Annotated in this window: 19 protein-coding genes; 1 reads left to right on the top strand and 18 read right to left on the bottom strand. The window is 54.8% G+C overall.

Annotated features, from left to right (window positions below; all coding sequences use genetic code 11):
• Positions 1-11 precede the first annotated feature (11 nt).
• The 18 genes from AC13DE_RS05585 to AC13DE_RS05500 form a co-directional block, all read right to left on the bottom strand.
• A complete protein-coding gene (locus tag AC13DE_RS05585) occupies positions 12-1,703 on the bottom strand; it encodes an ATP-grasp domain-containing protein (RefSeq protein WP_483047306.1) in 1,692 nt (563 codons plus the stop codon).
• A complete protein-coding gene (locus AC13DE_RS05580; RefSeq protein WP_446313385.1) occupies positions 1,703-2,281 on the bottom strand; it encodes a serine O-acetyltransferase in 579 nt (192 codons plus the stop codon). The genes AC13DE_RS05585 and AC13DE_RS05580 overlap by 1 nt, the downstream gene beginning before the upstream one ends.
• Positions 2,281-3,048: a formyl transferase gene (locus AC13DE_RS05575; RefSeq protein ID WP_483047305.1), complete on the bottom strand. Its 768-nt coding sequence runs from the start codon at positions 3,046-3,048 to the stop codon at positions 2,281-2,283. Before AC13DE_RS05575 ends, AC13DE_RS05580 begins: the two co-directional genes overlap by 1 nt.
• Positions 3,045-4,001, bottom strand: coding sequence for a polysaccharide deacetylase family protein (locus tag AC13DE_RS05570; RefSeq protein WP_483047304.1), 957 nt, complete (start codon positions 3,999-4,001; stop codon positions 3,045-3,047). The genes AC13DE_RS05575 and AC13DE_RS05570 overlap by 4 nt, the downstream gene beginning before the upstream one ends.
• Complete coding sequence (locus AC13DE_RS05565) at positions 3,998-5,215, bottom strand: glycosyltransferase (RefSeq protein WP_483047303.1); 1,218 nt, start codon at positions 5,213-5,215, stop codon at positions 3,998-4,000. The genes AC13DE_RS05570 and AC13DE_RS05565 overlap by 4 nt, the downstream gene beginning before the upstream one ends.
• Entirely contained in the window at positions 5,155-5,946 is a 792-nt protein-coding gene (locus tag AC13DE_RS05560) for a putative nucleotide-diphospho-sugar transferase (RefSeq protein ID WP_483047302.1), read from the bottom strand. Before AC13DE_RS05560 ends, AC13DE_RS05565 begins: the two co-directional genes overlap by 61 nt.
• Positions 5,943-6,713, bottom strand: coding sequence for a sulfotransferase (locus tag AC13DE_RS05555; protein ID WP_483047301.1), 771 nt, complete (start codon positions 6,711-6,713; stop codon positions 5,943-5,945). The genes AC13DE_RS05560 and AC13DE_RS05555 overlap by 4 nt, the downstream gene beginning before the upstream one ends.
• Positions 6,710-7,129 carry a glycosyltransferase gene (locus AC13DE_RS05550; RefSeq protein ID WP_483047300.1) on the bottom strand — a complete coding sequence of 140 codons (420 nt, stop codon included), beginning with the start codon at positions 7,127-7,129 and terminating at the stop codon, positions 6,710-6,712. The genes AC13DE_RS05555 and AC13DE_RS05550 overlap by 4 nt, the downstream gene beginning before the upstream one ends.
• A gap of 23 nt (positions 7,130-7,152) precedes the next feature.
• On the bottom strand, positions 7,153-8,055 hold the full coding sequence (locus AC13DE_RS05545; RefSeq protein WP_483047299.1) for an ATP-grasp fold amidoligase family protein: 903 nt from the start codon (positions 8,053-8,055) through the stop codon (positions 7,153-7,155).
• Between the two features lie 104 nt (positions 8,056-8,159).
• A complete protein-coding gene (locus AC13DE_RS05540; RefSeq protein ID WP_483047298.1) occupies positions 8,160-10,067 on the bottom strand; it encodes an ABC transporter ATP-binding protein in 1,908 nt (635 codons plus the stop codon).
• Positions 10,013-11,170 (bottom strand): acyltransferase family protein, encoded by a 1,158-nt coding sequence (locus AC13DE_RS05535; protein WP_483047297.1) that lies wholly within the window; start codon positions 11,168-11,170, stop codon positions 10,013-10,015. Before AC13DE_RS05535 ends, AC13DE_RS05540 begins: the two co-directional genes overlap by 55 nt.
• Before the next feature lie 117 nt (positions 11,171-11,287).
• The gene (locus AC13DE_RS05530; protein WP_483047296.1) at positions 11,288-12,070 is read right to left on the bottom strand and encodes a YdcF family protein; all 783 of its coding nucleotides are present in this window, start codon (positions 12,068-12,070) and stop codon (positions 11,288-11,290) included.
• Positions 12,071-12,238: 168 nt separating this feature from the next.
• On the bottom strand, positions 12,239-13,369 hold the full coding sequence (locus AC13DE_RS05525; RefSeq protein WP_483047295.1) for a glycosyltransferase family 4 protein: 1,131 nt from the start codon (positions 13,367-13,369) through the stop codon (positions 12,239-12,241).
• Positions 13,370-13,610: 241 nt separating this feature from the next.
• Complete coding sequence (gene tviB, locus AC13DE_RS05520) at positions 13,611-14,900, bottom strand: Vi polysaccharide biosynthesis UDP-N-acetylglucosamine C-6 dehydrogenase TviB (RefSeq protein ID WP_446298417.1); 1,290 nt, start codon at positions 14,898-14,900, stop codon at positions 13,611-13,613.
• Positions 14,890-15,903, bottom strand: a complete 1,014-nt coding sequence (locus AC13DE_RS05515; RefSeq protein WP_483047294.1) for an NAD-dependent epimerase/dehydratase family protein — start codon at positions 15,901-15,903, stop codon at positions 14,890-14,892. Before AC13DE_RS05515 ends, tviB begins: the two co-directional genes overlap by 11 nt.
• Before the next feature lie 632 nt (positions 15,904-16,535).
• Positions 16,536-17,063, bottom strand: coding sequence for a transcription termination/antitermination protein NusG (nusG, locus tag AC13DE_RS05510; protein ID WP_446298419.1), 528 nt, complete (start codon positions 17,061-17,063; stop codon positions 16,536-16,538).
• Positions 17,064-17,093: 30 nt separating this feature from the next.
• Complete coding sequence (locus AC13DE_RS05505) at positions 17,094-17,702, bottom strand: sugar transferase (protein WP_446306172.1); 609 nt, start codon at positions 17,700-17,702, stop codon at positions 17,094-17,096.
• A gap of 542 nt (positions 17,703-18,244) precedes the next feature.
• Positions 18,245-19,351: an EpsG family protein gene (locus tag AC13DE_RS05500; RefSeq protein ID WP_446313178.1), complete on the bottom strand. Its 1,107-nt coding sequence runs from the start codon at positions 19,349-19,351 to the stop codon at positions 18,245-18,247.
• Between the two features lie 323 nt (positions 19,352-19,674).
• On the opposite strand from AC13DE_RS05500, the gene AC13DE_RS05495 reads away from it, so the two are divergent.
• Positions 19,675-21,237: a hypothetical protein gene (locus AC13DE_RS05495; RefSeq protein WP_483047293.1), complete on the top strand. Its 1,563-nt coding sequence runs from the start codon at positions 19,675-19,677 to the stop codon at positions 21,235-21,237.
• Positions 21,238-21,529 lie beyond the last annotated feature (292 nt).

Genomic DNA, 21,529 nt, shown 5'->3' with positions numbered 1-21,529 from the left:
ACAGTGTCCTTTCAGCCGGTTTGATCCTGTAAAACCGCTTCGATACGCGCGAAACATTCCTGGTAGACAGCTTCCGTCGCACCTTGGGGGTCATGCAGTTCGCCGGTATGGTCATGTGCAAGGTCGTCAAACATCACGATTTGCGGTCCAAGCTCGGGGCTAATCATCAGCACATCCGCCTTGGTGCGATAGTCAAACACCACGATAGTTGCCCCTTGCGAAACAAAAGCCCTGCATGTGTGCAGATTGGTAGAGCGATGCAGCGTGCCGTCTTTGCCTCTTTGTTTCAGAAAACGTGCTGCGGCAGGGCTGATGCCACGCCCTTGGAACGGCAGGACACCGGCAGAGCGCACCTTGCTGAACCCGGCATCCCGAAACAGGATTTCGGCGACGGCACTGCGATTGATGTTTCCTTGGCACACAAACAACAGCGGCTCTTGCGGGTCCAGACGCCGAAACCGGTGGCGGTGACCCAGACCAGCGGTCTTCATGCGCAGCGCCAACCGGCCACGACGCCCCAGCCGGGCCAACATCGGATTGAATTGACCCAGGGCAGGCAGAATGTCATCGCTCTGCTCGATGTCCATATGCTCTTGCTTTAGCAACGCGCGCGGCGGGGCGGAAAGCCAGTCGAGCAACGGAGAGCCGCGCGAAAGCCACCGCCGGCGTTGCCCGACCACCCAACGTAGATCGTTCTTCAGGTTGCGCACATGTACGGGGCGGTCGCTGCGGACCAATGCCGTTGGCAGCGACAGACCCAGGGCTTGGGCAACCGCCAGAGCGGGAAAATCGACTCCGGCGCGGATAGCGGTTTCTATCGACCCCCAAGGACGACAGTTCATCTCCATAATCGTCAGTCGGTCGGCGTCCTGCTTCAGTTCGATCATCATCAACCCCGACCAATTCAGTTCGGTCGCGATGCCACGCGCGATTTGCAATTCGCGTTCGGACACCGGCACGTTGCAGCGATAACTACTGCCGCCTCCCTCGGGTGGTTCGTGAAGGCGTCGGTTCATGCTGATCGCGACCAGGCTCCCGCGGTCAGCCAGGAAATTCAGGCCGACCCCGTGCCCAGGAACCGGTTGCTGGACCAGAACCGGCAGACGAGGCAAATCTTCGGACAGCTTGCGTTCAAGCTGCGCGGGCGTGGTACATTTCTTGACCTCAAATGCGTTGACAAACCCGTCCGACAGCAGAGAACTTCGCACCGGCTTGGCGTAAACCGGCCCTTGTTCCAGCAGCTTGAATGCCGGCGTCTGGTCATCGCCGAATTGCATCAGGACGCCATCAGGTACGTGCAACCCGACCCGGCGCGCCAACTCCAGTGCTTCAGACTTGTCCACCGCCTTGTGATAGGCTTTGGGATCGGGGCCGACGATCACAAAACGCGACGCTATCGTTGCATCCCCCGCATAAACCAGTTCGCAGGCCAAATCGGTAATCGGAAAAATCGCGTCATAGTCGTTTTCCGCGAGATGAGCGGTCAAACGGTCAAGCACCTTGATCGCGTCGGTAACCGGTGACCCGAAATAGAACCGTCTACGACAATACCGGGACATTTCCGCAGGCTGACGTACCGGATCAAAGGCGACGATCTCGACAATGGCACCCTGCCGGCCGAGCGACCGGCAGACCGATAGCGCGGCGCGTTCGTTGCTTCCCAAAAGCAGAATGCGTTTGCCGGATAGAAGGCGATCAGTCATTAAACAGGCTCATCGGGGGGCGTATCCTTGTTGGTCTTTTGTCCAATGAGGCGCGCAGGCACACCGGCCAATATGGAGTTATCGGGAAAGCTGCGATTCACGACGGCATTTGCACCGATCCGGACACCATTGCCAAGACGGATTCCGCCGAACAGCTTTGCCCCCGGTCCGATATAGACGTCATCGCCAAGGTGCGGAGCCTGCCCGTCTTTCAGCCCGAGGTTGACGCAAATGTTTATCCGCGCCCGCGCGCCGATGCGCGCCTCTGGGCTGATCACGATAGTGCCCCAGTGGTTCAGCCGCAACCCAGGCCCGCAGGTATTGGGTGGTATGGTGAAGCCAAGGTAAATCGACAAAAGGCGGAAATAAACCACCACGATCGCCCGGTGGACCCGAATGATCGAGTTCTGGCGGCGGTTTGTGAGGTATTCAACGCGCCTGAGGACGCGCAGGAAATGTATCGTAGGATAACGCAGCCCCATCCCCAGTCTCCACCGGGACAGTCCGGCACCCTCCAGATCGGCTTTTCGCCACGCGCGAAAGTCATCTTTGGAACGTATAGTGGGCGATAGCTGCATCACCGCACCCCGCGCCGTATTCCGGCCAGATACTGACCAAGCGTCGGATGATACCATTGCTGGCCCGGCCCTTCTGTCGGTACCGGTTCCGGCAGCGTGCCCACGCGATCGAGAGTGTTCAGGGTATCGACCAGAACGGGCAATGCTTCGGCAAGCTGAACAAGCGGATACGTCACGAAACTGTCATCAGATTCCGGCGCCGTCCGAACGTGCTGCAGCACTGCCCCGGTATCGACGCCGTGGTCAACCACATGCACCGTGGCTCCGAAATCCTGTGGTTGCCCCGACCACAGTGCCCAATAACCGCCATGTACCCCGCGAAATTGCGGCGTTATCCCTGCATGGATATTCAAAACTGGGGCCCCTGCCGCCAGCAACGTGTCGGGTTTGACGATGCGCGTGCCGCTCAGCACTACCGCATCCGGAGCAAGCTTTTTCAAGAGCTCGCGCGTTTCAGGCGCGTTTACGGTGCGGATAGACGTCACTCGGTTCGGCAACAAAGGATCGGCGCGCAAGCGATGGACCTTGCGAAGGTAGCTCAGTCGACTGGCACCGCGCCGCCGGAGAACGGGTAAAACCAGCGCCATGAACAGCGCCTGACCGAAAACCGCGCGCCTGCCCAATCGCCGCGCCCGGCCCCGCAATAATGCCCGGCGGGACTGCGACGGTTCGATCAATACGGCAACAGGAGGGATGCCGGCATCATCCAGATAGTTGACCAGAATATTCGTCGGCGTACCGCCCGAAGCCAGAACGACTACTTTCATTGACGCTCTCCGCTGGTTGCCATTGTTCGCGACACCATTCCGTATTCTTCGCGCAAGCGGGTAAAATGCGCAATGATCCGGTCCAAGCCAGCCAAGTTGGCTTCTGTATCGAGGCCGAAATTATGCGGATGCCACCACAGGTGAAATCCGGTTTCGGTCTGGGCCGCTCGCGTCATCGCCCGTTCTATCACCGCCAGATGGTAGGGATGCAGCGCTGTCAAGCGCCCGGCGCGGGGTCGCAGGAAATGGCTGGCCGGCACGTTGTTGCCCCCCGGCCGGAAAAGATGCGGCCCAAGCACACCTGTATGGGCATCGGTCAATCGCATCAGACGGCGGGGCAGCGTTTGCCCGGCACCGGCTACCGACCGATAGGCCCACGCACCGGGATTGCCCCGATAGCGTCGGATACCCCTTTGTTCAATCGTGTCGAGATGCAATGGTGAATACTGATTGCGCGGAAACACTATCGACTGAAGCGTAATGTTGCGCTGTTTGGCCACCTGACACGCCGCGTCCAGATCGGCGGCAAAGCTTGCGATATCTGCACCCGGCTCCAGGCAGTAATAATGCGACATGGTATGCGTGGCAATTTCCTGTCCGGGACAATCGGCTATCTGATCGACCAGCGAGGCACCGAAGTAATACGGATCGTGGGCTTCGTCCGCGCCCAGTTCATCAAGGTAGCGATAGTTCGACAAGGCTGGGTTCTGGTAGCGCGGCCACAGGTCTTTGTGAGGGAGTACCTCGAGCAGTTCCTCGCGAGAGCCGCAGAACGCCGCGCCGACCGTCGCCCAGGTTGCCTGAATGCCGTGCCGAGCAAACCGCTCGAGCGTCGGCGCAATCGCCGCCCGCCCGCCCAGAATGTTCGCGCCATAGCTGTCGCGCGTAGCGTGATCCCGGACCCCCCAAAGCAGCTCGAAATCCAGCGATATAACGATTTCTCCGCCGCTCATCGCGTTTTCTGCTCTTCTGGCAATCCCAGAACACGGCACCAGGCGTTCAGGACCGTATCCGGAGCATATCGCTGCATTACGCCCGGTGCCGCTGCCGCAAGTCGTGAACGAAGCTCCGTACTGCGCATAACTTTATCTAGGGAGGCAGCCAGCGAATCGACAGTGTGATCACGGACGAGAAACCCGTCGACGTTGTGTTGAATTATCTCTTCCGGGCCAGTATCGCAGGTAAATGCTACGCACGCTTTGCCCGCTCCCATCGCCTCGACCAGCACGTTCGGAAAACCTTCGAACCGAGAACTGAGCACGAACACATCGGCTGCTGCGTACCAGTCGGGCATGTTGCCAAGATGGCCGGGCAGAAACACTCTTTCGGTCAACCCCGACCTGGCGGCGGTATCCAGAATATCCTGTCCGGAAATCCCCTGTTCTTGCCGGCTTGGCAGCAGTCCAGGAATGGCTAGGTCCCATTCCGGGTAGTCGTTTGCAATCTGCGCAAAGGCCGCGATCAGCAAGTCGAACCCCTTTTGATAAGGTTTGGTACCAACAGCCAGCAAAAGCTTGCGCCCGGGCCGTATAAACGATTGTGGCCGAACCACCGGCGGCCCTGACGGCAGGCTTGGCTGCACCGCATTGGGAATGATGGCAACGCTTCGGCTACCGGTTTCCCGACGCATCCAATCGGCAATCGGCTGCGTTTGGGCGACCTGTGCATCGGAAAATCGATATACAATGCGGCGCAGCGCAGTCCAAATCTTGTCCTGCTCGCGATGCCACGGGGCGTTGCGTTCGGAAACAACTACCCGCATCCGGCGGCCAAAAGAGGAAACAACCGCCATCACCGACTCATGCGGCATCATCGCCACCATTGCAGTGACCCGGTGCCGCCGCAAAACACGACGCACCTGCAAACAACGCCGTATGTTCACAAGCAACTTGCCAGGCAGGGTGTCGCGTCCTTCGTCGAACCCGACGGTTTCGCGGTTGATCCCGTCCGGCAGTGTGAAAAAGTCAGCATCGGGGGCGGAGTGCGTGAGCACTACAACGTCATGTCCCCGACGATGCAATTCGCTGGCCAGCCAAACGGTGACACGTTCGGCACCCCCAGCCTTGAGGGTCCCGATAAACAGGCAAACGCTGTGCCGCGCGTCGGTCACGAGATATCCCCGTTGCGCTGAGGCCGAAGCAATCGCGCGGCGGTGCGCCTTGGCCACCCCACTATCCGCTTTCCCAGAAACATCAGCCAGTCGCTTCGTTTCGTGAACGAATACCGACGGAAATGGCAGATTCGGGGCCGGGCTTCTCGTTTGCTCCAAAGCCACAAATTTTTCGGATACCGAATATTGTATTCCGGTGGAAGCGTAGCAAGACGCAAATCCGAAGCCCACAGAAGCTCTCGCAGGGTGACCTGGTCCTTGCGGAAACCTGCTGTCTTGTAGCTGTCTGACCAATCTTGCAAAAGCGCTTGCGTCTTTGCATTCCGTCGTACGGCAACAACACCAGTGTTAAGCTGAGGAAAGGAATCCGGCAGCGCCTTCGTCCAAACAGCCCGCGTCGCGTCGCGGTTGCGGGCGTGGGCATGCGCCATCGCCATATCGAACCTTTCAAGCAGATCGAACAATTCACTGACATCCTCGAGCACCCGTATGTCGGCATCAAGGAACAGCGTTTTTTCAAAGGGCGAGTTCATCAGACAATCGACCTTGGAACGGTGATGAACGGATTCGAGTTCGATAACCGGATCGAACACTTCGCTCAGCGTGACGCCAAGTTGCCCGGCGTTGGTGAACAGGGCGATCGGGACCTCGGGCATATGACGGCGTACAGATCGGGCGGCCGCTTCGGCGCAGGCGATATATTTTGCGCCCGTAGCGACGAAGACCACACCCGATTTCACCAAGGGCTGCGGAGGTCCGTCGAGTGTATCTGACTTTTCGAGGCTCACTTTGAAACGTCTTTCATTAATTGCGCGTAAATTCGGTCGGGGCTCAACCCGTCACGCAGGCGCACGATCAGCCGCGCCAGATGATAATCGGCTGACGGTTTCGCCTGTGCCCGACGCATCGCGGGCTTACGGCAATCGACCAGTTCGCGTCCTACATATGTTGATAGACGCTGCATGCCGGCATCCGTTGTCATGAAGTCGGCATAGTTCAGCAATAACATACGCGGATGTTTGCGTTTCACATCTAACAGGTGCTGGTTATAGACGCACCAGGCGCGAAGCGCATCGGGCAGAAAAGCAGGGTCGCGGTTGATCCATTTGCGGTCGGCTCGCCGCAGGTAATGGCCAAATACCTCGACCGGGTCCCGGACAATGCCAACCAGGATCGGGGTTTCCAAAACCTGCTCCCAGAAACCGAACGTAAGCAGTGTACGGGGGTCTTTGAAACCCCAACTCCGCGATCGCATCCCGGCAAGAAGTTCCTGCGCTTGTTCCAGATGCAACGCTTTTGCGGCACTCGGAGCGAGAGGGCGGATCAGCCGCAAGCTTTCAGTTCCGGTATCGCCTAGCAGAGCCATGTTCAGCGCCCGGGTTTCTGCGCGCTCCATCTTGTTGCCATCGTCATAACCGCCGCCGGCGTCTGCTCCGACCATCTCGATACCGCTGCGGTGCAAGGTATCTGCAATCAAGGTGGTACCGGACTTGTGCATGCCCATTACCACCACGGGCCATGAGGCTGTCGTTTGGCTGAAGTTGACTTTGTTCATGATTTGCTACCGGTGCCAGGCAGGACGTTGCTGTATACAGCCGCCCATTTTTTCTTGATAGCTACATCACCAAACAACCCATCGGCAATACGCGAAATTTCGTCAGGTTGATAAGTAGCATATGTGCCCATCACGCGAAGCATCGCAGTAGATAGCGCGTCGGGATTATCTTTATCACACAATTCTCCCAAGCGGGAATCAGTTAAAATATCTTCTGGACCTCCGCATCTTGTCGAAACCACCGGTGTGCCGACAGAAAGTGCCTCAACCATCGGAAGCCCGAAAGTTTCGGTATCGCTTGAAATGACGCAGCAGTCCGCTGCTTCCGCCAAGTGTCGTATAGCCGCGCGGTCTATCCTGCCAGTCACGATAACAGACTCCGTTATATCGGGATGCCGGCGGAGAAAATCGCTCATGATCTCTGCCTATAATATGTTCCTTACGGCATGTAGCAGCCGTCGATGTCTTGAATAATGCGCGCTTGAGCATCCTCCCACATTTCCCCGAGCTTTCGGTCCCATTCAGGCGTAAATTTCTGGAAATGTTTTTTCTTCCACAAACTGCTCGGTCTCAAGGTGACTTCTCCGAGATACACGTCATCATCTGACTCATAGAGATCAACCCGGACGAATGGCGTCTTCACGCAAAGAGATATTTTCTTCGCTGCCTCTAGCAACTTATCGATATCTCTAGGCGCTAGTAAACTTGGATCATATCGAAATCCCAATCGATCTATTGGACCCAGATCTCGACCGTCCGGAGACCATAGCTTGTATGGTTTATCTGGCTTGCCTTGGTCACCTTGCCTAATCAGCCCCACCTCGCCATAGAAAGAGAATACTTTCCAGTTCAGTGAAGGGCGATTATTAAACTCGACAAGTTGCTCCGCTATAAACCCGACGCCCGAAAATTTCGATAGGCCTTCCACATACAGGTTCGTAAGTTTATTTGAGTAGTTTTTACCATTCAAAAGATCAATTAACTGGCCGTTTTGTTGCGATATGAGAAACACCCCGTCCGCACCGGACCCAACGATCGGTTTAATTACAAACTTGTCTGGAAGTGAGTCGAGATCAAATTCACTAAGTTCCATGAACGGCCCCTGTAGTATACCAGCAGCCTTTACGTTAGCTTTCTCAGCGACGGTTTTCTGACCAATTTTGCTCTCAATGGAATATATTGGTCCATCCCCAACTTTGCGTATGTTTCGCAGCCGCTTAGCCAGACGCTTTCGCTCGGCCATTTTCGCGTAAAAGCTCGGATTAGGCATCCTGCGACGCCTGTATTCCTCTTGGTAACGAATTAGTTTATCTTGAACTCTAGCAAAGGTAAGGGAATTCATCCATGCATCCTTTAAACGCTGGCAGCTGATTGACGCGGCAATCAAGCGACCATCTAGTTTGCATCATTTGTAAAATGTTACTCATTTTTACAGTCCGTAACCATTCAAACTTTTTTATCCAGACGGGTCAGCGTCTTGAATACCGCATTTTGCGCGTTCAGCCGGTCCCACGTGTCGAAGCCCGCAATGTTACCCTTGTCCAAGACCAAAATCCTATCGCAGCGGCGCACCGTACTGAGCCGATGGGCGATAATAACGATGGTTTTGTCCCCAGGCAGTGCATCCGTGGCCGCCATCACCTCACGTTCGGTCACATTGTCAAGCGCAGACGTCGCTTCGTCAAACACAATCAAGTCAGCATCACGATAGAGAGCACGCGCAATCCCGATCCGTTGGCGCTGCCCACCCGACAATCGCAAGCCGCGCTCGCCGATAGGGGTATCATATCCTTGCGGCAGTTCATTGCACACAAAAGTATCAAGCTGGGCGAGTTGCCCTGCCTTCTCGACCCGAGCCCGGTCGATCTTGGCGGGTGAAACACCGAAAGCAATGTTCTCGGATACGCTGGCATCAAGCAGATAGATTTCTTGGGGGACGTACCCGACGGAACGCCGCCAAGATAGAAGTCGACCCGAGGTAACGGGGATGCCGTCGGCCAGAATCTCGCCTGCCTGAGGTCTCAGAAGGCCCAGCAGGATATCGGCCAGCGTCGTTTTGCCCGCGCCGCTGGTTCCAACGATTCCGATCCGTTCGCCGGCCTGAATTCGTAGTGTGACCCCTTGCAAACCAGGAACATCAGTATTGGGATAACAGTAACTTATTCCGTTCAGCACCAGTTCTCTGCGCAGCGGCAAAGCCGGCTCCTCGGTTTCGGCTCCATCAACACCGCCTTCACCGACAAACATGCCTTCGTAAACGGCATCGACCGCAGCGCGGCCATATCGCAGTAACCCGACGTTCGAAAACAAGCGACTCAGTTCCGGCATCAGGCGTTGCGCGGCAAGGGCCATGACGCCCAAAATTGGGACCAGTTCTGCCATAGCTGCGGTCGGATCATCGGCGTTGGGGTCAAGTACGAGAAAGCTAACCAGAATGACGCCGGAAAAAACCAATGTCTGAACCACATAAGGTGGAAGTTGGGTCAGTACATTCTTGCCAATATTCGTATGCGCCATCTTCAACGAATGTCGGTCAAAACGCGAAATGAATACCCGTTCACTGCCCAGTAATTTGATATCCTTGATACCGCTCAGCGCTTCCCCGGCGACCCTGAATCGAGCCTTGTTCGAGGTCTTTCGAATTTCACCGGAGGTGGTCAGTTTTCGGCTGCTGGCAAGCAAGGCCACAGCGAACACGCCGCCCACCACAAGAATGGAAAAGATCGCAATCACCGGATCGACCCAGATGACCACGACGATGACCATCGACATAGTGATCGCTGCCGAAATGACTTCTGTTGCAGGGCGCAGAAAATATTGCACCACATTGCTGCTTTCATCTAAAATCCGAGAGCTCATGTCGCTTGAATGGGCGGTCAGGAAAAATTCATAGGGCTGATGCAGATATCGCGCCAGCAAACGATGGCTGATACTGTGCACGCGCATCATGGTAAATCGAGAAAGCGCATACACGCGCAGCATTTGCATCGCATTGGCGATCACGATCATCGCGACCGTCGCCAACCCTAGCGCAACGATGAATGTGTATTTCGATGAAAAGCCGAACCGCTCATATGCCCAAGCGAGCTGCGATGTGGTTTCGATGCGCGAAGGGTCAGACAAGACCGTCAGAAACGGCAGGACTGATCCCACCATCACCGCGGCACTGAGTGCCGACAGAATGACAATTCCCAGAACGATCCAAGCCATACGACGCTCATGTTGGTCCAGCAACGATATACCCCGTTTCCAGAGCGTCAGATCAAGGAACGGCTTCTTCAGGCGTTTAGGCACTTCGTTCATACAGGAGCTTTCTGACGTGATTTTGACATCCGCCTCAACAGTTCGTTGCATTGTTTTTCACCCAAGAAATACATACCCCAGCAGGCGGCAAGTATTACAGGCAGGAAAAGGATCCAGGCCCAATAACTTTCGATATCCTGAGCACGTATGTTGAACTGCTGTTCGAGGATCAACGCGATCAAAAAGATGAATGCCACATGAAAGATATAAATGGAATAGCTGAAGTATCCCCAGTTCCAGCGCGGGTTCGATGTCCACGCATGTGGAAGGTTTCGGATGCACAGGACACTGAAAAGTATCATTAGCGAATTAGACACTGCATTGGGCGCGCCGTAGAATGTCTTCACGACCACTATGAGCCCCAGCAACCCCAAGGCAACCATCACGAAGGTGCGCACCTGCAAGACCGGCACCCGTTCGATGTAATGATACGCGACGACACCGGACATAAACCAAAACGCTGCATTGATCGCAAAGTTTACCAGAACCGAGGAGGACGGGTTTGATTCTACCCCCCAAAACACGACGCCGATGATTGAAAGCAACACCGACGCGCCGAAGACCGCAGGAATTGCCGCTCGGTACCAAAGCAGCAGAGGGCATAGAAGATAGAAGATGACTTCATAGGGCAGCGACCAGAACTGTGCCGTAATGGGCGTAGCGACCTCTACATAGGTCGCCATCAGAAACAGACCCTCGGCCGTGCAGAGACGCCCCGTGCATCTCTGAGTGATGTTACCGTCCGGATCGTACATCGTATACAGGACACAGACGAAAGCAGCGAGCGCGATTGCGACCAGATAGGGTGGCCAGATGCGTATCAGACGTCGTTTATAAAACTGGGGTGGCGACGTAGTGTACAGTATCGAATGCGCCATTGCAAAACCGCTGACGCAGAAGAACAAGATGACAAATTCAGTGCCAAGGGCGGTCGCCTGCAGTAGCGAAATAGACACATAATCGTACAGGCCAAGCGGATCGGCAGACTCCGCTATTGTGCGACCGCCTCCTTTGAAAAAGTTGCCTCTGACGTGATTTACAACTACATAGACTGCTGCAAACCCGCGCATGAAATCCAGCACGTGGGTTGGCACGCGCGCCTGTGTGGATTGGCTCGAGCTGTTCGACACAACCGTTTCTGTCTTATCCATCATATGTCACGTCCGACAGCCGACATACTACAGTCATAAATTGCGGCGCAGTTGGTGCTTGATGAATAAAACGTCATTAAGTTGCTCCATGTGTTTCCCGACATTTGCATTCTAAACCCTTTACCGCCCAGTCATAGAATACACAGCGCGCCCAATCCATTCCCGCAGGGCGGTGTTCAGTAATCCCAGGTTGCGTTGGAAATTCCAACCAAGCGCGTCTGACCAACCTCGCGTTCGAAAATCGACCGGGAAGGGTATGATTCCTTGCCAGCCCGCAGCCCTAAAGCTGCTTACCGCGCGCGACATGTGAAAGGCGCTGGTCACCAAGACCCATTGCTCCCCGTCCTTAGGGCCCGCGAGCAAATGGCTCAGGCGTGCGTTCTCGGCGGTATTCCTAGATTGCCTTTCAAGTAGCATCCGTTCCGGCGCAATACCCTGTGCGAGGAAAATTTGTTCGGCGACCGCAGCCTCGGATACTTCATTTCCTGCGCCATCGCGCAAGCGGCCACTGCCACCGGTAAAAAGCAGTCGCGCGGCAGGATAACGGTGGGCAAGCGCCGATGCAGCGATGTAGCGGTCGCCTCCCTCGTCAATTTGCGGCTGCCCGGACCGTGTAGTGGCGGGCACGTCTTCACCGCCGCCAAGCACGATAATACCGTCAACCTGCCCCAAAGCCTTTTTTATAGGAAAATCGGCTTCAAGAGGCCGCATGAGTACGTCTCCTAATGGTAAAAGCCCGATACCAAGAATTGCCAAAACGAGCGTGGCGGAGGCGACTTTTGCCACGCGAGCCCAGGAACGCAGGCCAGCCCAAAATGTCAGTACGGCAATGACAAGAAGCCAGGTTTCCAGCTTCAGAGCGGTGCCGAACAGTTTTGAGAAAACGAAGAAAACCGTATCCATTGCCCCGAACCGTATCAATCCTGCCTTGAAAGCAGGACTGGCCTATCGTCAAGTACACGCTGCACTTGACCCATAGGAAACACACGACGGCGACGGGACGACGTGGACTTCGACAGTTTCCTCATCGCCACCCTTGCCCCGCAGTTTGCGACCATGTCTGCAAAACGCTCATGCAGCGGGGTTGACCTTCGTGGGTAGCAGGTCACGCAAAGCGGTACGGTAGGCATCTATCACAATACTCTGGCCGTACTCGTGCTCCATTTTCAAGCGACCGGCACGGCCGAGCGCCGCGCGCTCCTCCAATGATAAAGCGATAAATGTCTCACAGGCCGCTGCCAAACTTTCCTCACTGCGGACGTCGCAGAGAAAGCCGGTGTGCTTGTTATCCACCACTGCCCGGCACCCCGCGACATCTGTAGCGATAAGCGGGCGGGCCATAGCTGCGGCCTCAATGAGCGTGCGCGGTGCCCCCTCTCGGTAAGACGGCAGAACTATGCATTGCGCGGCCTTGATCAATGGCCGCACATCTTCGACCGTTCCAAGATATTCGATGATGCCTTCCTGTTCCCAACCTCGAACAGTCTCCCGGTCGATCGCTGTCCGGTTTTCGCTACCCGTGGCGCCAAGAAGCTGGAACCGAACTCCGGGGTTACGCGCCTTTACGCGCCGCGCTGCGCCGACGTATTCCAACACTCCTTTGTCACGCAACAGCCTGGCAATCATCAAAAATTGCGGTGCCTCGCTTTGGGAAGGATAGTCGGACGCTGCGAACCGTTCGAGATCAATGCCTGATCCCGGCAGGCTTCTGGCTTGGCTGTCAGCCACCAAACCGCGATCGAGAAACAGCTCTCGGTCGTCGTTGTTTTGAAAGAAAACAACCGGAAGGTTGCGGAATGCTGTTTTGTAAAGCGCCACCGCAACCCGTTCCAGCATGCCGCCTGAAAGAAAGGCGGTGCCTAGACCTGTGACATTGGCAATAAAGGGAATCCCAACCGATTTCGCTGCAATGGCACCAAAAATGTTATTCTTGATGGTAAAGCTTAGAACTACGTCCGGCTTCAATCGGCGGAAGTGCCCGCGCAGACGTACCAGCGTTTTTGGCTCCTCTAGCGGATTAAGGCCCTTTACGCTCATCTCAAGGTGATGAAACTCGCACCCTAACGCCTCGATTTTCGGCACCGTATCGTCCCATGGCGCAAGGACGATAACAGTGTGCCCATCGGCCAGCAACGCGTCCACGAGCGGACGCCGGAAATTCCAGATGTTCCAAGCGGCGTTGACGGTTAACAAGACCTTCACCGGGGGCACCGAAATGCGAATGCACAAAGACACGTTTGAGCATGATGTGCCACGACCGGGTGTCTCCAGAAAAAGTCGCCCGACCGCAGGTTTGTACCGAATTTGACCTTCAGATCAGCCATATTTGCCCATGTGCTCCGTTCGTCACTCGCAAATCCTCTGCGCAGGTGCGGTTTGGTGAGTTTCCAGGGCAGCCCGGAGCCGCAGCATGACAGTCTGAACTGGCCGGCAGAACCAGGAGTTACAGTCGAAGATCACTGTCATCGACCGCCAGAACGTATTTGAGGTCATATAGGACGTGTCCGTCTCGGCCGTACTTGCGCAGTTCTTGCTCCCCACTGTCCCGAAACTGGCTGTGGGCGACAGCCAGCAAAATGGCATCGTAGGAATTCTCTTCTGGCGTGTCGACCATACTGACGCCGAGCTCGGCCTGTGCCTCCTCCGGATCGACCCACGGGTCATGCACATCCACGTTAATCCCGAATTCTTCGAGTTTCCGTATTGCGTCGATGACGCGCGTGTTGCGCAGATCAGGGCAATTTTCCTTGAAAGTCAGTCCGAGCACCAAAACCCTGGCCCCCTTGACCTTAGCCTCGCGGTGGATCAGAGCCTTCACCAGTTGTTCGGCGACATAGGCACCCATTCCGTCATTCAGACGACGGCCAGCAAGAATGATTTGGGGGTGATAGCCGATTTCTTCCGCCTTATGCGTGAGGTAGTAAGGGTCGACCCCAATACAGTGCCCTCCGACCAGCCCTGGTCGGAACGGCAAAAAATTCCATTTGGTCCCCGCAGCTTGTAATACTGCCTCGGTATCAATGCCTAACCTGTTAAAGATGATAGCCAGCTCATTCATCAACCCGATATTCAGATCGCGTTGCGTATTTTCAATCACCTTTGCCGCTTCGGCGACACGAATGCTCGCTGCCTTGTGTGTCCCGGCTGGAATGATTGAGCTGTAGAGCGCGTCTATCCGATCTGCTGCCTCTGGCGTCGACCCCGAAGTCACCTTGACGATATTAGGCAGTCGGCGATCCTTGTCGCCGGGGTTAATGCGTTCGGGGGAATACCCCACGGTAAAATCGTCGTTTACACGCAGGCCCGAGAGGCGTTCCAGGATTGGGGCACATATTTCTTCGGTAGCACCGGGAAACACCGTTGACTCATAGATGACCATGTCACCGGGCTTCAAAAGGCCGCCCACCGTTTCAGAGGCGCGAACCAAAGGCGTTAGGTCAGGCCGTTTAGAGCTGTCTATCGGCGTGGGTACTGTCACGATAAATACAGTACATTCTTTCAGATCGGCGGTGTCCGCCGTCGCCGTCAAGTTGACTGACTCGCGCAGCTCGGCTTCCGAGACTTCCCGCGTGTGGTCCTGCCCTTCGCGAATTTGCGCTATGCGGTTCGGATTGATGTCAAACCCAACGGTCGGGAACTTCTTTCCGAATTCCACCGCCAACGGAAGGCCGACATAGCCCAGTCCAATTATCCCAATCTTTAATTCATCTGAATGTGTTAAATCACTTGTCATAATAATCCCTGAACCATGTCACGAAATCCCGGATGCCGTCTTTAATATCTGTTTGGGGGCGGTAGCCGGTCAAACTTTTCAAAAGCTCGGCATTTGCCCAAGTCGCAGGAACATCGCCCGGTTGGATGTCCATGTAGTTGCGTTGCGCCTTGACACCAAGCTCGTCCTCGATCGCGTCCACAAAATCCAGAAGCCGGACCTTGATGGAGTTACCGATATTGACAATGCGGTAAGGGGCCACGGGCGACAGGCTGTCGCCTGCTTTGATATCATCCGCCGAAGCGGGCCGTTCGGGCGGCGTGTCGATCAAAAGCCTTATGCCGCGAACCAGATCGTCGACATAAGTAAAGTCGCGGTACATGTCACCGTGGTTGTAAATATCGATTGGACGCCCATCCAGAATCGCATCGACGAATTTGAACAACGCCAGGTCGGGCCGGCCCCATGGTCCATACACCGTAAAGAAACGGAACATCGTCGTGGGCAAGGTCCACAAGTGCGCGTAGGCATGGGCCATGCTCTCGTTCGCCTTCTTTGTAGCCGCGTAAATCGTGAGCTGTGTGTCGGCTTTCTCTGTTTCCTGAAACGGCATTTCGTCGTTGGCACCGTAAACCGATGATGTCGAGGCCATCAGCAGGTGCTCGACCTCCAGCTTGCGGGCCGCTTCCATGACGTTGAAGGTGCCGATAACGTTGCTGTCCAGATAGGCGCGCGGGTTCTCGAGTGAATATCGGACGCCGGCCTGAGCAGCGAGATGCACGATTACATCCGGCTTGAAATCCTGGGCTACCGACCAAAACTTTGCTTCATCCTCAAGCATACCTTCGGTTGCAGAGAAGGCGTTGCTTTGCAACAGCATCGCGTGTCGCCTTTGCTTCAGCGTGACATCATAATAGTCAGTCATCCCGTCATAGCCGTGCACGCGGAACCCTTCGGCCAGCAAAAGCTTTGACAGGTGGAACCCGATGAAACCCGCTGTCCCTGTAATTAAAATACGCTTCATTGTAACTTATCCGATGTCAATTTTATTGTAGTCTATCTTAGACGTGGTCCATCCAAGACGGCGGAGAGATCGCAGGAAAACAATCCCGTTCGCCCCAGGCAACGACCCGACCTGACCTTGTTCAGGTTGGGAATGAGTGTAGACATTCGCGAATATGGCACCTTCTGCAAGAGATCGACCCACGGCTACCGCATCGGCACTCGCATCAACGGCCCGGCAGAGTAAACCAGTCTGACAGAATGCGTGCGCTTCTGCGCTGCTATCAGCCTCGCATGTGTATTGTAAGTGTTTTATGGCGTTATCATCGAACTTTAGCAACTATAACACTGAAGATTTGGCCTCCTGAAAAATCAGTCCTGCGATATTGCGCTAGAAAAGTGTATCCGGCCCCGAGGAGCCTGTAACGGTGCCGTGATGGCGCAAAATCAGATATGCGGAAACAGCTTGCCTGATCCCCTGCCCGGTCGCGACCAACCTGGGGCATCGACCAGAAACCAGCAGCGGTATTAAAGCATTTTGAGAACCTCAGGCTGCTTGCCCGTCAGCGAGACAAGGGCGAACCCGTTGCCGCACCCACCCCGGAAACTTTATGATCAGTATCGCGAAATTTGCATGGGCGACAAGCGCATGGATCACGCGAGGCTCGGTTCAGCATCCACAGAACGGTGCTCCACGTCCGCAACCGGCAGTTCTATCCTCGTATAGCGTCCCATCAGTTCAAGCAGGACATAGATGCGTCCCTGCTCAGAAATAGCTTCAATCTCAGCAAACTTGGTTGCAAGAGGCCCAGAGACCACCTCGACCCGATCGCCCACCTCCATTCCAGCTTGCTGCTGTGACTTGGTAGTTTGACGCGCCCGCATTTGCAGCGCGCAAACGATCTCGGGCGCAACAGGCGTGGGGCGCCCCGCTTCCAGTGCTACTAAACGTGAAACCCCGTAGGTTGCATTGATGGCGCGCCAGTCCTGCCTGCCGGCGGGAACTTTGACAAACAGGTATCCGGGAAACAGAGGCTTGGCGATCGTGCGCCACCGACCCGCACGCCGCCGTGTTTCTTCACGGACCGGCATCAAACTGTCAAAGCCTTGCCGCGCCAGGTTGACAACAGCCCGGTCCAAACCCCCGGGCTTGAGCTGCGCAAGATACCAAGCGTCATGCACGATTCAGAACAACCGATCGGATGACATGGTTCAGCGTTGCCCGAACCCGGAGAAAACAACCCCGAACGTCAGCGCGATCACGTAAAGATCAAGATAAATGCTGGAATTCCGAATGTAGAACCTGTCATATTTCACCTTACGCTGTACGGCGCGCGGGTTATCGGCATAGCCTCCCCGCACCTGTGCAAGCCCTGTAAGGCCAGGACGCACCGACAGACGCTTACGGTAATGAGGTACGCCCAAAAGGTATTCACTGGCATGCTCGAACGCGTCGGGGCGTGGGCCGACAAGGCTCATGTCTCCGGCGATGATGTTAAGTATGTTCGGCACTTCATCAAGCTTGGTGCGACGCAACAGGCGACCAAGCGGCGTGATACGGTGCTCATCAAGCGGTGCGCTGGCCGAACGTACCACCGCAGCGTCGGCGGTCATCGTACGGAATTTCCAGATCGTAAACGCTTTTCCGTTCTGCCCCATCCGGACCTGGCGGAAAAACACCGGCCCTGAATTGGAGATGGTATTTGCTATAAAAATCATGACGGCGAGCGTCACTAAGGTCGGCAATGCCAAAAGGGCAAAGACTAGATCGACCGAGCGCTTCAAAAGTGCGAAGCCTCTACGATCTTCATGAATGGGCACGTCACTGAAAAAATCGCTTTGGGCGACAAATGGGTAACTGGCAGCACTAACATGGGAAATATTTTTCACAATCGATCCCCCCCGGGAAGAAGAAAATCCGTCTTAAAATTAGTTTCGACAACAAAAGTTAACTGCGCCAGCTTAAAAATGTCACTGGCGCGAATCGCTAAATATTTATTAATAATGATAAAACTCCTAGGGAATATCAAGGGCTGTTCGTAAGATACGCATTTTCAGTGAACGAACTCCGTGGGTTTGTCGACGATAAATACGGGATCAACGCTCTTTATCAAGATTAACGACATAGATATTTCTACCTAAAAGTGAACATCGTCCTCCTTGAACACGTGGACGGGTCCTTGATCCGCTGTGCAATCCGCTTCAACATTATTCGTTTAACGATGACCAAGACGGGATGAGCCTGAAAACGGTCGCTTACCTACGCGGTTCGCGAAATTTATTCGCGATTTGAACTGATCAAGCTATCCAAGATACCGCTAGTTCACCGAAGCTCTCCATAACGACTCATGGAGATCGACGATTTATCTAGTCATATTATACGCCTCTTCGATATCCAACGGGGGGAACATTCGATACGGTTGCCACCAGTGAGAGAAATTTGCGTAGTTAAGCCACACGAATAAAACAACTGTATAAAAAAGAACCACTGTGAATGCCACTGCTTGCTTTTGGCTATCGAAGCGGCCAAATGCGTTCGGCAGATGAGAAAATACGAACACCTGCAACGGGATCAGATACAGACCAATTCGGTCTAAGGCGGTGGAGGGGAGCCCCCCCACAACAAGTGCGCCGAAAGAGAAGATCGCCAAGAGCGCCATGACAAGATAGATTTTCCGTTCACCCTTCGCGACAACAAACCGCTTCCGAAACAGGACCAGGAGAATGCCGGGGACCACGTTCATCAGTAACCTGACAAATGCCCCATCTGACTGCATCTCGTTGTCTATGTATTGCTCGACAAACTGATCCGTTTTGCCTTCAAGCAAGGCCGTATACATCAAAACGGCCACTATCAACAGGATAGGCAAATTCCTGAAATTGCGGAAGTTCATCGTCAGCAAGGGTATACTGATCAAAACAACGGCAGAGCGATGGAAGGTAGCTGCAAGGAATATCCAAAATACAAACCACAACAACCGTTGTCGGCCAAGAGCAACCAACCCGATCAATGCAAATCCCAGAGCGACCCCTTGGCGCGAATACCCCATTGAAACCACAATGGTCATATAAGGTATCGAAACAGCCAGCGCCAGCCAGGGCCGTGGCATTGACCTTGCGTAGATAACCAAACCTAGTGAGAATACAAATCCGCAAAAAAGGTTAACACCTACAATTCCCATCCCCGTTTTAAGGCTGATGATATTAATGATGTTATATGCGGGGTCAGGCAGTAAAATTGCCTCTGCAAATGTAAGGGTTTCCGCCTCGAACAGATGCCTGACGTAGGCAAACCAATCACCGCCAACGCGATCCCGAAGTCCGATCATCAGGGCAAGCGCAACCAAGACCAGCACCCAAGACGCGCCGAATTTCACGCTGCGTGTGCCATCTGCTCTGAGCTCTTGCATTGGATTTGCAAAAACCGCGGGCAACGCTGGTATCAGGAAGAGAATCCAATAGGGCCACATTATTAACTTCCTCGGTCACGTAAGTTCTGTTCTATCAAGTCCCTATGAGGCTGGGTTGATGTTCAGTCCTAGCACCTGTTGGGTGCCTCTGCATAGATCAGGCATAGTTTGTTAGTGACATCTCACCATTGCGGGTAGATGGTCAATCCGTATGCATTGTTATTATGTTCACAAAGTTATTCAGCGTGTGAACCGCTCGAAAATACTGTCGGCTCGGCATAACGAAACAAAGGACACACGGCAAACAGAATTCGAATAACAACACCGTATACCATTTTTCTACCATCAATAGATCTGACCCGTGGATTGCGACAAATTTCCCCATGCATGCTTTGCTCCATCTCCTGCGCTTCTCATTTGCGATGTTCTTGCTTGGCAGTCCGGTACATGCTGACGAGTTGCTGCTGACAAAAAATGATCTGGTACAGGTTCAACCGTCGCTATGGGCCGCTACCGGGCTAAAACTGCCACCGCCGGACCTCACGGCACCGATCGTCGGGTTGCATAATGTGCAAGACGGTGCGCGGCTTTTGAGGATCTATAGCAGTCAAGGCGACGTTAACGGTTTCGCGGGTATTCTCTACGATAACCGGGACCGCGGCCATTCGTCGCTAAGTGCAGACCTGTACCCCGGCCTGACACGGCTAAAATACGGTGCTGATCTCATTGCCGATGGGCTAGATTTTGGTCTCGGGGGCCGCATTGTCATGCCTGCGGTGGTATTGGGAAATTCCTCAACGGCGATGGAGCGCGGATGGGCACCGCGCAGTCTGCCTCGGCTGGCGATGACCAATGCACGTTGGGGTGCCGTTATGCCCGTGCTTTACGCAAACAATCATATCTACATCTATCCTGAACATCGCGATCACGATGCTGAGGATCGCTTCCCTATCAATTGGCCCTACATGATTATCAGTCAAGGATCGTCAGGATCGGACCAGCCATTTCTCAATGCAGTCGCGCTGACACTTGCGGCGCTACCGCGTGATACTTTTGCATTTCTGCGCGACAAGGGTTTGGTCGCGCCGACAGTGCAGATGATTTTGCGCCATAATCTTGAAGCCGTTACCACCCGCGATGACTATCTTTCCGGTATTGCGCATCCCGCCGCATTCGCTGGCCGGCTTGTCCGAACCGGCCGAATGGTTGCACAAGCTGCCAGCCTGCGCCCGGGAGATATTCCACCGGTTGTGCGGTTACGTGTCGTCAAAGAAGATTTCAGCGATGCCGCTGGACTTGCAAAGCTGGACGAACGGCTTCTCGATACGCCAGCAGCGATCGGGCGTTTATGGCGCAGCTATGCTTGGGAGCGTGAGCTTGTGGTGAGCGCTGAAGATACGTCTGCCCCAAATGACCGGCCCATTACCTTTGAATGGCGGTTACTGCACGGCAATCCTGAACGGGTCTCGATCGAACCACAGGGGCCGACTGGTCGCACAGCGAAGATCCGTATTGCATGGCACGATCCCTGGACAGAACGGATGTCGGGCGAAAAAGGTCCGGTAGAACGTCGCATGTCGCGCGTTGATATCGGGGTTTTTGCAAATAACGGCATCCACGACGGCGCACCATCCTTCATTTCGGTCGCCTTCCCCCAACATCAGAACCGCGAATATACTGTCTTGAGCGATGGGAAGAAGCGCCTCTCGTCCATCGACTATGATGCCGAAGGGCGTGGGGCTTATTTCGACCCTCTGCTCTACTGGTCAGCCCCATGGACCGATACAGCCCGCTACGACAATACCGGAGCAATATCGGGTTGGGACCGTCGTGGCACAGACGGGGCAGCTATTGGCTTTGTTGCAAACGGAGAGCGCTTTGAGCCGCGCTATGAAATCGACCGTTCCACCAAGCAGCTACCTGTGCTTCGCCGAACCAAGGAATGAGTGTTTGCCAGCCTGTCAGGCATATCAGCTCCTGTGTGCTCGTACCCGGGGAATTGGCGCAAAGGCTTTTGACACGCATAGACGACCGGACACAAAAAACGATTGGCGCTGTCCGAGCAACCTTATCTGCCCGAATAACATCGAGAGAGCATGGGAGTAGGAGCTCCATGCTTAAAGCCGCTGTGACGGCTTGTCTCATTCGGCTTCACAACACAAAGTTGTAGGCACCAAGTGAGCTTCCCACATTATCGCCGTGCAATCACAAACGTCCGGATATCTTACTCGGACTAAA

It is taken from the genome of Sulfitobacter sp. L-8 (genome assembly GCF_056859255.1).
This window is presented reverse-complemented; position numbering and strand designations above follow the sequence as displayed.